We start from the raw sequence: 13789 nt of genomic DNA, 5'->3' as shown, positions 1-13789 counted from the left end.
ATTGCCGAAGGTTCATTATCTCATCCCCATCCAAAAATAAGTGCAGTTTGATAAGTAATAAAAGAGGCTAAATAAGCTAAGCCAAATAAATAGCCAAGCATAATCAGGGGAATTTTCCAACCACCTGTTTCGCGCTTCACTGCTGCAATGGTCGAGAGGCACTGCGGCGCAAAGACAAACCAGGCCAATAAAGAAAGTGCGGTGGCTAAACTCCATGCGTGGGAAATTAACGGAATCAGAGATTGACTAGCTTCAGTATTAACTACAGATAAAGCATAAACAGTTGCCAATGAACTCACCACGACTTCACGTGCAGCCATGCCTGGCACTAAAGCTATGCTAATTTGCCAATTAAAACCAATCGGTTGAAGAATAACTGCCAATGTTTTACCTAACATGCCCGCAAGGCTATATTCAATCGGCGCACCACTAGCATTTGGTGGTGGGGCAGGAAAACTAGAGAGCGCCCATAGGCATACTGTAAGCACAAAAATAACTCCGCCTACCCGTCGCAAAAATATTTCACATCGCTGCCATAAACTAATCAGTAAATTACCTAAACGGGGCAAATGATAACTCGGCAGCTCCATCATTAAAGCATGTACTTGAAATTGCTTACTGGTAAAGTACTGCAAAACCCAAGCCACCGCCATTGCGCCAACAATGCCCACAAGATACAGAAAAAATAATACGAGACCCTGTAAATCAAGGCCCGCCCATAACTTTTGATTGGGAATAAAAGCAGAAATTAATAAAGCATATACAGGTAAGCGCGCTGAACAAGTCATCATCGGAGCAATTAAAATGGTTACAAGACGATCTCGTGGATTAGAAATACTCCGCGTAGCCATGATGCCCGGAATAGCACAAGCGAAACTTGACAACAAGGGAATAAAAGAGCGGCCCGATAAGCCAACTGTCGCCATTAAGCGATCTAATATAAAGGCAGCTCGTGGTAAATAACCCGACTCTTCGAGCAGCAAAATAAAAAAGAACAGGATTAAAATTTGCGGTAGAAATACTAATACCCCTCCTAAACCTGCCAAGATGCCATTGATGAGCAGGCTACGTATCCAAGAATCTGACATATGGGAACTGACTACTCCCGCCAAAGCATCAATTACCCACTTAATTGCTTCCATCGGCAGGGCAGCCCAACTAAAAACGGCTTGAAAAATTAAAAAAAGTATTGCTACAAGAATCATGGGGCCGAATATTGGCTGCAGCAAAATACGATCGAGACGATCGGCTAATACATCAGGCACCACTTCGTTGAGTGCGAGCTTTTCTAGTATTTGATGAACCCGCAGATTATCGGTTTCAGTGTGATTGAGCAGGCTATTAACTTGTGCAGTTCCTGCAGTTAGCCGAGATAAATTCGACCAGTCCAGCTCATCTAAAAAGTGCTTCAAGTCATCAGCCCCGTGTGGCTTGATGCCAATGGTCGAAATCACCGGCAAACCTAACTCCGCCGATAAATCAGCAAGCTTAATTTTTAAACCCTTGCGCTGGGCAATATCTGCCATATTGAGCAAAACAATACAGGGTAAACCCAAGCGTTTTGCTGCTAACACTAACCGTAAGTTTCTGCGTAGATTTGTGGCATTTAATACACATAAGACTAAATCGGGGCGCTTTTCGCCTTCGGCACGACCGAGCAGCACATTGCAAGTGACTCGCTCATCAAGCGAACGGGGATACAAGCTATATGCGCCCGGTAAATCTAGAATGCGGATGGCTTTACCCGAAGGCAGTGTGAGGCGCCCTTCTTTACGTTCAACGGTGACGCCAGCATAATTCGCCACTTTTTGCCGACTACCGGTGAGCAAATTAAAGAGTGCTGTTTTGCCGCAATTAGGATTACCCAATAACGCTAACAGCGGATCGCTATCAAAAAAATGAATCTTGCTCGATTTCATTGAGAAATAATTGCCACCTCAATCAATTGAGCCTCGGCGCGCCGTAAAGCAAAAGTTGAAGTGCCAATTCGCACCATTAAAGGGTCGCCCAGCAAGCTGCGCCGCAATACAGTTACCTGCTCGCCAGGTAAAAACCCAATATCTTCTAATTGTTGGGCTAATTCAGGCTTATTACTCGGCGCATTTACGCGCTCGACTTGTCTTACTAAGCCAATGGGAAGCTGGTTCACAGTGATGGATTTCATGGTTGTTTCACACTAACAAGCTAGAATCACGCAAGCATTTCATATGCCGATAATTGTTATCAAGAATCATTATCATTATAAGCTATTCTATTGAGAATGATTCCTATTATCGGTTTAGAGCGTTTTTTTGATTTTGGCGTTAAAACATGTCGGATTTTCAGTTCCAGTATCGCCATCTACTTGGCAAACTTCGAACCCAAATTAATTGCTGGGAGGGACACTATCAACTCAATTTTCCTGCCCTATTCCTTTTCCTTGCCCTATCCTTGATCGCCATACCTCCTGCCATTGCAGCGGAAGCCGTCTCCGATACGCCGATTGTTGATAGCTTAACGCCATTAGCCAATGATACCGAGCAATGGAGCATTCACGCGCAATCAACTTATATATCGCAATGGAAAAATAACTTTAATTCACCCTACTATGGTGAAAAAAGTATGCTGAATAAAACTGAGGGCGATATTGGTCGCAGCTACACCTTCTCTGCCACGGTATTTTTGGGGGCGCGCTTATGGGAAGGTGCGGAGGTGTATTACAACCCAGAAATGTTTGAGGGGCTGCCCTTTTCGAATTTTAGTGGACTGGGTGGTTTTACCAATGGAGAATTACAAAAAGGGACTTCAGTACCCCCTTCGTATTACACTGCGCGCGCATTTATACGCCAAACCTTTGGCCTAGGTGGCGGTAAGGAACATATTGAAGGGGTAGCCAATCAATTAGCTGGTAATGTTGATAAAAATCGATTGGTCTTCAGTTACGGTAAGTTTGCTGCTTTAGACTTTTTTGATGCCAATACTTATAGCCGTGATCCGCGTACCCAATTTTTAAACTATGCCATTATGTCCAGCGGTGCTTATAGCTTTGCAGCAGACACCAAAGGCTATACCTATGGCGTAGTTGCAGAGTGGTATCAGGGTGATTGGGTGACACGTGCAGCACGTTTTGCCATGCCAACCGAGCCTAATACCTTGCAGCTTGATTACAGCATGACGCAAGATTACGGCAATCAAATTGAAATTACCCGTGACCATACCATAGGGGACCAAGCAGGAAAAATTCGCGCTTTATGGTTTCAAACCCATGCTTATATGGCCAACTATCAAAATGCCATTAGCTTAGCCGCTAAAACCAATTCGGTCCCCTCAATCTATAACGCTCGGCAAGCCAATCAAACGGCATGGGGGTATGGCTTAAATGCAGAGCAAGCTTTGACCAAGGACATCGGCATTTTTGCGCGCTGGAGTTGGAATAATGGCCAAACTGAAACCCAAACATACGACATTAGCAAGTCATTATCTGGCGGTGTTTCTGTGAATGGTGCAATCTGGAACCGCAAAGAAGATACCTTTGGGTTAGCTTTTGCAGCCAATGGTATTTCTGCTTCTGAAATTAACTACTTACAACTAAAAGCCAGCACGATGTTTATCGGTGACGGTGCCTTGAAATATAAGCCCGAACAAATTATTGAAACTTACTATAGTTTGAATGTTTATAAAGGTGTCTACTTAACTGCCGACTATCAGCGCATTGCTAATCCAGCCTATAACGCTGCACGGGGCCCGGTCAATTTCTTTGGCCTACGCGCCCACCTTGAACTCTAAAGAAACTATTCATAACGCAAAGCTTGAATCGGTTGCATAGTGGCAGCTTTCTTGGCAGGATAGTAGCCAAAAAATATACCAATCGCGGCAGAAAACCCAACTGCAAGCGCAATCGATGCAAACGATAGCTCGACTGGCCAACCGGCAAGCGAACCCACCAATAACGAAGCAATAGATCCTACTAACACCCCAATCACGCCACCAATAGTAGCTAAAGTCATCGCCTCAACTAAAAATTGCGCCAAGATATCTTTACTGCGCGCGCCAATTGCCATGCGTAAACCAATTTCTCGAGTCCGCTCGGTTACTGAGACCAGCATAATATTCATAATGCCAATGCCACCTACCATTAAGCTTACCGATGCCACTGCAGCTAATAAAAGCGACATCACTTTACTCGATGCCTCTTGCGCTTGTAATATCTCGGTCAAATTACGCACTGTAAAATCATTATCAGCAGTAGGCTGAAGACGGTGGCGTTGCCGCAATAATTCAGTAATATGTTCTTCGGCTAGTTTCATATTCTCACCAGCCCCAACCTTCACAATAATTGAGCCCACCCGTGAAATTCGCCCTAAGGCCTCACCAAAAATCCGCCTGCGCCCAGTAGATAGTGGTACAAATACGCCATCATCTTGATCTTGACCTTGGCTACTTTGCCCTTTGCGCTCTGTAACACCAATCACTAAAAATGGAATGCCTTTAATGCGCACCATTTGATCAAGCGGATCAACCTCTTCGAATAATTCACGCGCAACCGTTTGCCCTAAAATCACCACTTTACTTGCACCTTGTAATTCGCCAGCATCAAAAAATCGACCTTTAGCTAAAGTCCACTCACGCGCATCAAAGTAATCATTTTTGACGCCATAGATAGTGGTACCCCAATTATTATTACCAGTCACGATTTGTCCAGCGCCCCGTGAAGTTGGAGCGGCAATGGCAACCTCGGGTACCTCGCGCACAATCGCAATAGCGTCTTCTTCGGTTAAGCTTTGTGCATTACCTGCGCCTAGACGCACCCCCGATTGCAATAAGGTACCAGGAATTAATATCATTAAATTAGAGCCAAGACTGGATATTTGTTCTTTCACGCGAGCCTGAGCGCCGCTGCCTACGGCCACCATCGTAATCACCGCCGCCACACCAATGATGATGCCCAGCATCGTTAATATCGAGCGCAATTTATTAATTCGTAACGCTAATAAGGCAATCGATAAATTGGTTTTAAGATCTAGTTGCATTACGCTAGTTCACTTGAATATCAACGATTTGACCATCACGAAAAGTTATTTGTCTTTTGGCATAAGCAGCAACCTCTAAGGAATGGGTTACCACTATCACCGTCATACCTTGCTGATTTAGACGGGTCAATAATTCTAATACCTCAACTGAAGTTTTAGAATCTAAAGCGCCAGTAGGCTCATCGGCCAAGATTAAAAGGGGATCATTTACTAAGGCTCGCGCGATCGCAACACGTTGTTGTTGGCCACCCGATAACTCAGCGGGTGTATGGGTCAAACGCTTGCCCAGCCCCACTTGCTCTAAACGTACGCGAGCATGAGCGATGCGCGCTTGCTGATCTAAATGGGCTAGTGGGCCATTACGCGCATACAGTAAGGGCAGTGCCACATTATCGAGGGCCGAGGTTCGCGGTAACAAATTAAATTGTTGAAATACAAAACCAATTCTGCGGCTACGAATATCTGCTAAAGCATCCGTATCCATTACTTCGACATTCTCTCCAGCCAAATGATAAGAACCACTTGTTGCTTGATCAAGGCAGCCAATCAAATTCATAAAAGTAGATTTGCCAGACCCCGATGCGCCCACTATCGCCACAAAATCTTGCTCATCAATATCCAGTGATACATGATCTAAGGCGTGGACGATTTGATCGCCCATGCCATATGTTTTGCTTAAATTTTTAGTATGAATCAACACGTCATTTAATTGTGTTTTTAAAACATGCGTGGGCCAGCCGGCCGACTTGGGCTGCTACTGGCAGCGCCAGAAGATTTACTATCCGGCGACTGTATGCCAATAATCACTTCCTCACCTACTTTAAGGGGCGGTAATTTTGTGTCATCATCGGGCAAAATTTCGGTGAAATTACCATCGCTTAAGCCGGTCTTAATCATGCGCTGCACTGCCTTAGAACGAAGACCTTCAGATTCTAAGAGCCAAATACGGCGGATCGTCGGTACGCCGCGATTACCCGCACCGCCAGCGCCACCGCCGCCTTTACGAGAAGCGCTAACAGGTGGCCCCGCACTGGATGGTGATGTACTCAACTGTACTTCGCCAGCAGCCGGCATACGAAAACGCAAAGCCGCGTTAGGTACCTTTAAAACCTTTTCGCGTTTATCGATCACAATTTTTACGTTCGCTGTCATCCCCGGCAAGAGCTTGAAATCGGGATTATCGGCTGACAATATCACCGTATAAGTCACCACATTTTGAATGGTTGTTGGTGCTTTACGAATTTGTGTAATCTTAGACTTGAAGATACGGCCAGGAAATGCATCGACGGTAAAACTGGCATTCAGTCCCTCGCTTAAACGACCTACGTCGGCTTCATCTATTGCAGTATCGACTTGCATCTCAGCTAAATTTTTAGCAATAATAAAAATCTCAGGAGTTTGTAAACTAGCCGCCACGGTTTGCCCAACTTCCACGCTCCGCTTCACAACTACGCCATCGACAGGTGCTCGAATAACTGTATCGTCAAGTGATTTTTTTGCTGATCGTAAAGCCGCCTCAGTTGTTTTATAAGCCGCTTCGGTTTGCACTAGGGCTTGTGGGGAAATAAAACCCTGTTTAATTAACTTAAGGTTAAATTGATGATTTTTCTGTGCTAAGGTGTAATTAGCTAAGGCTTGATCATATTTAGCTTGAAAATCGCGTGGATCAATTAAAGCAATCACTTGCCCCTGCTTTACTGGCGAATTAAAATCGACTAATAATTCTTTTACCATACCAGTTACTTGTGATCCTACCGTAACTTGTTTTACTGGATTTAAAATACCACTGGCATTAATTGAAGCAACCAGAGGGCCCTCCTCAATTAAAGCAGTACGGAAATCGGGCGTATTTAAACCGAAAACCGTACGTACTAGAAACCACAAGAGCGTAATCACCATGCAGGTGATCAAGCCGATACTAAGCCAGCGCCAGCGACCCACGAAGCAGCGCTGCATGAAACGAGTTAGCATACCGCCAAACCAGCTTCTGCTCACTAGCTGCGTTACGCGCAAGAAAAAAGGCTTTATTCTTTTTAACATCTTTATTAATCAATTAAAAAAACCCACCAGATCACTCTGATGGGTTTATCAGGCTAAAGCGGCATAACCGCAAGCTAGTTTACTTCTTTGCAGGTGCTGCTGCTGGAGCTGCTGGAGGTGTAACAAAAGTAATGACTGTTTCATCAGCATACTCAACCATCACATCATCACCAACTTTAAATTTCTCAAGACCAAGTACAGCTTTGTCCACTTTTACTTTTTGCTTCTCACCGCTTGGCAGGGTGAAGGTGACAACGCGTGAAGCGGCATCAATTGCAGTAATTTTGACAGTTGCAAAAACGGTGTCGGTAATATCGGTAAATGGCTTAGCACCACCTTTACCGGCAATTTGTACAGAGCGAACGCCTGAAACGCCAGGTTTTGCATCTTTACCTGCTGCTGTTAAGCCTACGGCAACAGCTTCAGCATGCTCAACTACAAAAATATCGCCCTTTTTAACTTTGCCTAAGTTATTAACGTCTTTAGAAACGCGCATTCCTACCATATTGCCTTTATCGTCTTTAAACATGACGGTGCGTGCTTTCATATCCACTGAATCAACCGTGGCAGTAATAACAACTACACCAGCTTCGATTGGCATCATGGCTGGTTTAGCTGGTTTAGCTGGTTGAGCAATTGCAGTTGCAGTAACGGTTGCAAGCATTGCTGCAAATAGTAATGATTTTTTCAAGATAACCCCTAAAAGAAATAAAAGAAAGTTAATGCCGCAAAACGTAAAGCGGGCAACTAGCCAGCTGGGAATACGCCATTAATCTGTCAGCATTCTAACCTGTTTCTATGGCTATTTAAGCTTAATTTATTGCAATGCAATAAATTCTCTAATAATCTAGCGCATGCGCCCTAAAGGGAATAAGCACAAACATAGGCGCTGGACCAGGCCCATTGGAAATTATGGCCCCCTAAATGCCCTGTCACATCAACGCATTCACCAATAAAGTAGAGGCCAGGATGATTCCGCGCCATCATGGTCTGGCCATTTAAAGCGTCGGTATTTACCCCGCCACGCATCACTTCAGCCTTATTCCAGCCTAAGGTACCAGCCGGCTTAACCCGCCATTGGGTGAGACTGGCTTTTAATGCCTGCTGCTCAATCTTGCCAACTTCAGCCCATTTCTTGCTCAATAAACCCGCTTGCTCAGCAAACATTTTTGCTAATCGCAGGGGCATCACACTCGCCAAAATATGTTCAGTAGTTTTAAGACGGTTTACGTTGGCAGAAAAAATTTCATCAAATAATGTTGCGCCAGGCATACCCGCTTTATTACTCAGCCAATCAATTTCAATTGGCTCGCCCTCTTCCCAATAACTACTTGCCTGCAATACACCAGGGCCCGAAAGACCCTTATGGGTTAATAATAAATCCTCGTGAAATACGCTGGCTCCATACTGCTGTCCTTTTATCCCTGAGCGAATAGCTACTGGCAAGCTGATGCCTGCTAAAGAATCGAGTTGAGCAAATGCCTTTGCTGTAAACGACAGTGGCACTAATGCCGCACGTGGTGTAATCACGTCAATATTAAATTGCCTAGCAAGATCTAAAGCAAAACTGCTGGCACCTATTGCGGGAACGGGTAAGCCACCGGTAGCAAGAACTACTGCATGGGTGTTGTGGATGCCCTGTGCAGTCATTACTGCCCAGTGTGATGATGTCGACTCAATCGCACTAACGCTTACTGGATGCCGAATTTGTACTTGGCCTTTAGCGCATTCCTGAAAAAGTAAGTCTATTATTTCTTTGGCCGAGTTATTACAAAATAATTGTCCTGCATGTTTTTCGTGAAAACTAATCCCATAAGCTCTTACTAAATCAATAAATGCCCTAGCGGGATAACGCGCTAGGGCACTTTTCATAAAATGCGGATTAAGAGATAAAAATTGTTGTGGACTGGAATCGGTATTCGTAAAATTACAGCGTCCACCACCACTAATACGGATTTTTTCACCCAATACTTCAGCATGATCCAACACCAGAATTTTTTTACCACGTTGACCTGCTAGGCCAGCACAAAATAGTCCTGCAGCGCCACCGCCAATAATAATTGCGTCCCAGATTGCTGGTGTGCTCACTTATAAAATCTCAGCAACCTCGGCAAAGTCAAAACGCGGACCGCGCGGACATAAGAAATGAGATTACTCATTCGGAACCTAACATCAAATTATTAGCTTGACGTTTTTCAATAGAATTTTTCAACAAGGCAGCTACCCGATAAACTCCATGGGCAAATTTGCTATAGGGCATGGTGAGAAAAAATGCCATGACAAAGCCGAGATGTACTGCTAATAAAATTGCCATGGCCGCAGTCTCGCGATACGCTAACAATAGTAATCCAGAAATACTAATGAGCAACAATAGCAAAATAAAGCCGCGATCCATTGGCTTTTGTGATGCATCGCCATGTTGCTCTGCGCGGGTGAAATTTAAATACAACAAACCTAGCGGGCCGATGACTAAACCTACTCCGCCTACCGTTCCTAAGATAACTGGCAGACTCAAAATTGCATAGGGTGCCTGCCAGCCAAATACATAGTGGTATAGCGTGGCCACACTAGTGGCAGCAAAGCATAAACCAAAACCATAAAAGGTGTAATGATGAAAACGTTTACGCCATAAGGAAAAACCATCGTCCGCATTATTGCAGCCTTCGCCATGGCCACCGCCAAGGTACTTTAAGGTAAGGGCATCATGCGCCGCTTCTGCGCTTGCCACTAAGCTGGTCGAACCCATGCCACCAGGAGAAATATTCTGCCAGAAATTCCTTACCCCAATACCTAAAGCAAGCACGGCGAATAAGAAGGTAGCGCTAAATAGATAAGCTAGCGTGTTGTGCGAAAAGACAGCGTAAAAGTTTCCATTTACACTGGGGCTCATTAAACTACCATTTAATGCTAGCGTTAATATCAAGAAAAAAATGAGCGCAAGCGAGCTTGCCAGGACTAAAGTAATACCGTTTTTACGATATAGGGCTCCAAGTGCTCGTGGCCAAGCATATTCAATATAAGTTTCCTTTCTCACTACGGCCATAGACTGCGGCACATTGACGCCAAACTCATGGGGTGGTGCATATTGGCAAGCATGTAAACAGGCGCCACAGTTATGGCATAAGTTGGCTAAATAATGAATATCACTCGGGCTAAATGTGAGGCGCCGCGTCATCGCTGGGAAGACCGCACAAAACCCCTCACAATAACGGCAAGCATTACAAATTTGTAGAATACGTGCAACCTCGCCCACTGCTGGATCGATTGCTATTTCGGCAGCATTTGCGCCTAAAGCTTGAGCTTCTGCCACTAATAAATTCAGTTGCCGCATCCGTCTACTAGTTCCTCAGGTGAAATACCAATTATCAAGTCCATATGATATCCACTATCATGAATTTTGACCGATGCAGACACGATTGGATAAAATGAAATTTCTTAGGCCTCTGGCTTGGCACTCAGCATTGCTGCAGCAAGTGCTGCGATTGTGCTGTTTTTGCGTAATCGGCTTTTTTTATACTGCCGCCATTAGTCAAACTAACCCTCCTACCAATATGCCACTTTCTCCTACCCTCATTCAAACCTTTGCACCCACGGGTAAATTACGGGTTGGCATCAATTTAGGCAACCCTGTTTTAGCCTCCCAAGAGCTTGGCACAGGGGCGCCAAAAGGCGTATCGGTTGATATTGCGAATGCTATTGGCAAACAAGCGGGCGTAGCAATTGATTTTCAGCTATTTAAAAGTGCTGGCGCTACCGTTGAAGCGATGAAAAATGGTAGCCTTGATCTCATTTTTGTCGCGATTGATCCAGTGCGCGGTGCTGATATTAGCTATACCCCTCCCTATATTCAAATCGAAGGGGCTTATTTAGTGAAGAGCAATTCCCCATTCCAAAAAAACGATGAGGTCGACCGTCCTGGAAATGAAATTGTGGTTGGCAAAGGCAGCGCCTACGATCTCTTTCTTACGCGTGAAATAAAACAAGCGAGCCTCATACGAGTAGCAAGCTCACCTGCAGTGGTCGCAGAATTTATGAGTGGTAAAGGGAATGTTGCTGCCGGCGTGAAGCAACAACTCGAGGTTGACGCGAAGCGCTATACCAATGTCCGTTTATTGCCAGGTCGCTTCATGGTCATCAATCAGGCCATTGGCACCCCAAAAGAACGCGCCAATAGCGCAGAAATTACGAGCTATTTAAGCGCCATCATTACTAATCTGAAATCATCGGGCTTTGTTGCTGAGGCTATGAAGCGCCATCAGATTGAAGGCGCTCGCGTAGCCGAGTAATCCTTGCACGATGAAGTCAGTTGCTAATTACTAAAAGCCTTGTGAACAACTATCGCGTAGATTACGTAGCAGAATTCGACTGGCTAGCCTTTGGGGTTTTTTTCTTAGCTTTCTTGTCAGCCTTTTTCTTGGCTTTTTTATCTTTCTTCGCTTGCTTGGCACTTTTTTCTGGCGCAGCAGCAGAAGGCGTGTTCGGGCTAGCCATTGGCGCGGCGCTTGGCGCGGGCGCTGCAGCAGGAGCAACCGGCGCTGCTGGTGCAGCGGCCTGAGCAAAGACAGTTGCTGAAGGCATAGCTACTGCAGCAGCGATAAAGCCTGAAAGCACTACTTGGGATATACGTTGAACCATTTAAATCTCCTCATCAAATACAATTCGTAGAATCATCATACTCTTTGAAAGAATCGTCATGGCACAGTTTCCCTCCGATATTTATACCGAGCCTAGCGACGTTAGTGTAGATACGCTGAAAAACCTCGGCCCGCTTACCCGCCTTGCTGGAATATGGGAGGGCACTAAGGGGCTGGATGTAAAACCCAAAGCAGCAGGCCCTAAGCAACAAGCCTATGTAGAGCATATCGAACTACAGCCTATCGACCCTCAAACCAATGGCCCCCAACTGCTATATGGTTTGCGTTATCACACCTTTATTACCAAGCCCGACAATATCAAGATGTATCACGATCAAGTTGGGTACTGGTTGTGGGATCCCAAAACCCAGTTAGTGATGCAAACCTTGACAATCCCGCGCGGTCAAATTGCCATGGCCTCGAATACCGTAGACCCTCAGGTAGATCAATTTAAATTAAGCGCCTATCAAAATGATCCTACTTCAGGTATTTCGTCTAATCCGTTTCTTGAATATGCCTTTAGAACCACTGAGTACCATATTGAAGTTAGTTTTAATGCTGATGGCACCTGGTCATATCAACTCGATACCATTCTCATAATTAAAGGTCAAACTGAACCATTTCACCATACCGATGTTAATACCTTGCATAAAATTGGTGAGCCCACCCCCAATGGTTTAGCAGCGCATTTATATTCTCCTCAAGCGGCTTAAAGCTGCTGCGTTTAACCATTAAATCTTGAAAGGTTTTACTATGAAAATGTGGCAATGTATCGTTTGTGGCTTTATTTATGATGAAGCCTTAGGCTTGCCCGAAGATGGGCTTCCCCCTGGTACTGTTTGGGCTGATGTGCCCGATAGCTGGGCATGCCCCGATTGTGGCGTGGCAAAATCCGATTTTGAAATGGTCCAAATTGGTTAAGCTTGAGGCACCGATAGTCATCATTGGAAGTGGTTTAGCGGGTTACACCGTCATTCGGGAAATTCGCAAATTAAATCAAGAAATACCCGTCACCCTAATTACCCGTGAGCCGGCTTACTTTTATTCGAAGCCGATGCTCTCGACTGCTATTGCCGGGAGAAAAGAGCCCATGCAATTAATTACTGGCTCACGCGAGGACATGGCAGCGCAATTAGGCATCACTATTTTGGCGCAAACTGAAGTCACCGCAATCGACATCAAAAACCAAATTATTACCAGTGCTCAGGGCAATATTAGCTACACAAAATTAGTTTTAGCTTTAGGTGCCGATCAAATTCGTTTGCCCTTGCAGGGTGATGCTGCAGATCAAGTTATCTCAGTGAATGACTTAGAAGAATACCGCTCTTTCCGTGAGCGCATTACCAATAAAAAACGCATTGCAATTTTAGGCGCGGGTTTAATTGGTACTGAATTTGCTAATGATTTAATTGCTGGAGGATACACCGTAGATATAATTGATTTAGCTAACCAACCACTGGGGCGCCTGCTACCGCCCAGTGCTGCTGCTGAGCTAAAAAGAGAGCTAGCCAATGCTGGCGTAAGCTGGCATTTTGAAACAACGATTGAAACCATTACCCATCATCAAGATGCCCTGCTGATTCAACTAAAAAATGGGGTTCAACTAGTGAGTGATGTAGTGCTATCGGCGGTTGGTTTGCGGCCCCGTACGACTTTGGCAAAGTTAGCTGGCCTCAACACTAACCAGGGCATTCAGGTTAATCGTCGGCTCGAAACCTCTGCACCTCAAGTTTATGCGCTGGGTGATTGCGCCGAAGTTGATGGTTTAGTACTGCCGTATGTCATGCCTCTCATGCAAGCTGCACGGGCCTTAGCCCCAAACTTACTCGGCGAAGAGGTAACCGTGCTATACCCCGCAATGCCAGTGATGGTAAAAACACCGGCTATGCCAATCGTGGTCTCTCCACCTGCTAAAGATGCGGTGGGTATGTGGGAATCAACTGCTCAAGAAGGTGGTATGAAGGCGTGCTTTAAAAGTGGCACTGGTAAGCTACTGGGCTTTGCCTTAGTTGGTACAGCAACTACCGAGCGTGCCGCCTTAGCTAAATTACTCCCACCTGTTTTAATTTAGTGAGCCAAGCAATAAAAAACCCACCGACAGATTGC

At 45.2% G+C, this 13789-nt stretch carries 14 protein-coding genes; 5 read left to right on the top strand and 9 right to left on the bottom strand.

The window, feature by feature from the left end:
- Window positions 1-20: 20 nt before the first annotated feature.
- Both LZT21_RS04900 and LZT21_RS04895 read right to left on the bottom strand, forming a co-directional pair.
- The gene (locus LZT21_RS04900) at window positions 21-1919 is read right to left on the bottom strand and encodes a ferrous iron transporter B (RefSeq protein ID WP_233989592.1); all 1899 of its coding nucleotides are present in this window, start codon (window positions 1917-1919) and stop codon (window positions 21-23) included.
- A complete protein-coding gene (locus LZT21_RS04895; RefSeq protein ID WP_233923927.1) occupies window positions 1916-2164 on the bottom strand; it encodes a FeoA family protein in 249 nt (82 codons plus the stop codon). Before LZT21_RS04895 ends, LZT21_RS04900 begins: the two co-directional genes overlap by 4 nt.
- Before the next feature lie 146 nt (window positions 2165-2310).
- On the opposite strand from LZT21_RS04895, the gene LZT21_RS04890 reads away from it, so the two are divergent.
- Window positions 2311-3765 carry a carbohydrate porin gene (locus LZT21_RS04890; RefSeq protein ID WP_233989590.1) on the top strand — a complete coding sequence of 485 codons (1455 nt, stop codon included), beginning with the start codon at window positions 2311-2313 and terminating at the stop codon, window positions 3763-3765.
- A gap of 5 nt (window positions 3766-3770) precedes the next feature.
- Here LZT21_RS04890 and LZT21_RS04885 read toward each other — a convergent pair whose 3' ends face one another.
- From LZT21_RS04885 to tcuB, 6 genes are all read right to left on the bottom strand, one after another.
- The gene (locus LZT21_RS04885; protein ID WP_233923925.1) at window positions 3771-5009 is read right to left on the bottom strand and encodes an ABC transporter permease; all 1239 of its coding nucleotides are present in this window, start codon (window positions 5007-5009) and stop codon (window positions 3771-3773) included.
- 4 nt (window positions 5010-5013) lie between these two features.
- A complete protein-coding gene (locus LZT21_RS04880; protein WP_233923924.1) occupies window positions 5014-5706 on the bottom strand; it encodes an ABC transporter ATP-binding protein in 693 nt (230 codons plus the stop codon).
- A 20-nt stretch (window positions 5707-5726) separates the two neighbouring features.
- A complete protein-coding gene (locus LZT21_RS04875) occupies window positions 5727-6980 on the bottom strand; it encodes an efflux RND transporter periplasmic adaptor subunit (RefSeq protein ID WP_233989588.1) in 1254 nt (417 codons plus the stop codon).
- A gap of 148 nt (window positions 6981-7128) precedes the next feature.
- Window positions 7129-7740 (bottom strand): hypothetical protein, encoded by a 612-nt coding sequence (locus tag LZT21_RS04870; RefSeq protein WP_233923922.1) that lies wholly within the window; start codon window positions 7738-7740, stop codon window positions 7129-7131.
- A 170-nt stretch (window positions 7741-7910) separates the two neighbouring features.
- Window positions 7911-9137, bottom strand: a complete 1227-nt coding sequence (locus LZT21_RS04865; protein WP_233989586.1) for an aminoacetone oxidase family FAD-binding enzyme — start codon at window positions 9135-9137, stop codon at window positions 7911-7913.
- Between the two features lie 67 nt (window positions 9138-9204).
- The gene (gene tcuB, locus LZT21_RS04860) at window positions 9205-10380 is read right to left on the bottom strand and encodes a tricarballylate utilization 4Fe-4S protein TcuB (RefSeq protein ID WP_233989579.1); all 1176 of its coding nucleotides are present in this window, start codon (window positions 10378-10380) and stop codon (window positions 9205-9207) included.
- A gap of 220 nt (window positions 10381-10600) precedes the next feature.
- Between tcuB and LZT21_RS04855 the strand changes: the two genes are divergently transcribed.
- Window positions 10601-11335: an ABC transporter substrate-binding protein gene (locus LZT21_RS04855; RefSeq protein WP_233989575.1), complete on the top strand. Its 735-nt coding sequence runs from the start codon at window positions 10601-10603 to the stop codon at window positions 11333-11335.
- Between the two features lie 61 nt (window positions 11336-11396).
- On the opposite strand, the gene LZT21_RS04850 is transcribed toward LZT21_RS04855, so the two are convergent.
- On the bottom strand, window positions 11397-11684 hold the full coding sequence (locus LZT21_RS04850; protein WP_233923918.1) for a hypothetical protein: 288 nt from the start codon (window positions 11682-11684) through the stop codon (window positions 11397-11399).
- Window positions 11685-11742: 58 nt separating this feature from the next.
- Here LZT21_RS04850 and LZT21_RS04845 point away from each other — a divergent pair, with 58 nt between their 5' ends.
- From LZT21_RS04845 to LZT21_RS04835, 3 genes are read left to right on the top strand one after another with little or no spacing between them, the layout of a single operon-like run.
- Window positions 11743-12396, top strand: a complete 654-nt coding sequence (locus tag LZT21_RS04845; RefSeq protein ID WP_233923917.1) for an FABP family protein — start codon at window positions 11743-11745, stop codon at window positions 12394-12396.
- 40 nt (window positions 12397-12436) lie between these two features.
- Window positions 12437-12604, top strand: a complete 168-nt coding sequence (locus LZT21_RS04840) for a rubredoxin (RefSeq protein WP_233923916.1) — start codon at window positions 12437-12439, stop codon at window positions 12602-12604.
- Window positions 12582-13754 (top strand): NAD(P)/FAD-dependent oxidoreductase, encoded by a 1173-nt coding sequence (locus LZT21_RS04835; RefSeq protein ID WP_233989573.1) that lies wholly within the window; start codon window positions 12582-12584, stop codon window positions 13752-13754. Before LZT21_RS04840 ends, LZT21_RS04835 begins: the two co-directional genes overlap by 23 nt.
- The last annotated feature ends 35 nt before the right edge of the window (window positions 13755-13789 follow it).

Source organism: Polynucleobacter sp. IMCC 30228, assembly GCF_021395205.1.
Classification (GTDB): domain Bacteria; phylum Pseudomonadota; class Gammaproteobacteria; order Burkholderiales; family Burkholderiaceae; genus Polynucleobacter.
Note: the sequence above shows the minus strand (reverse complement) of the source record. Positions and strands in the feature narration are given on the sequence as shown.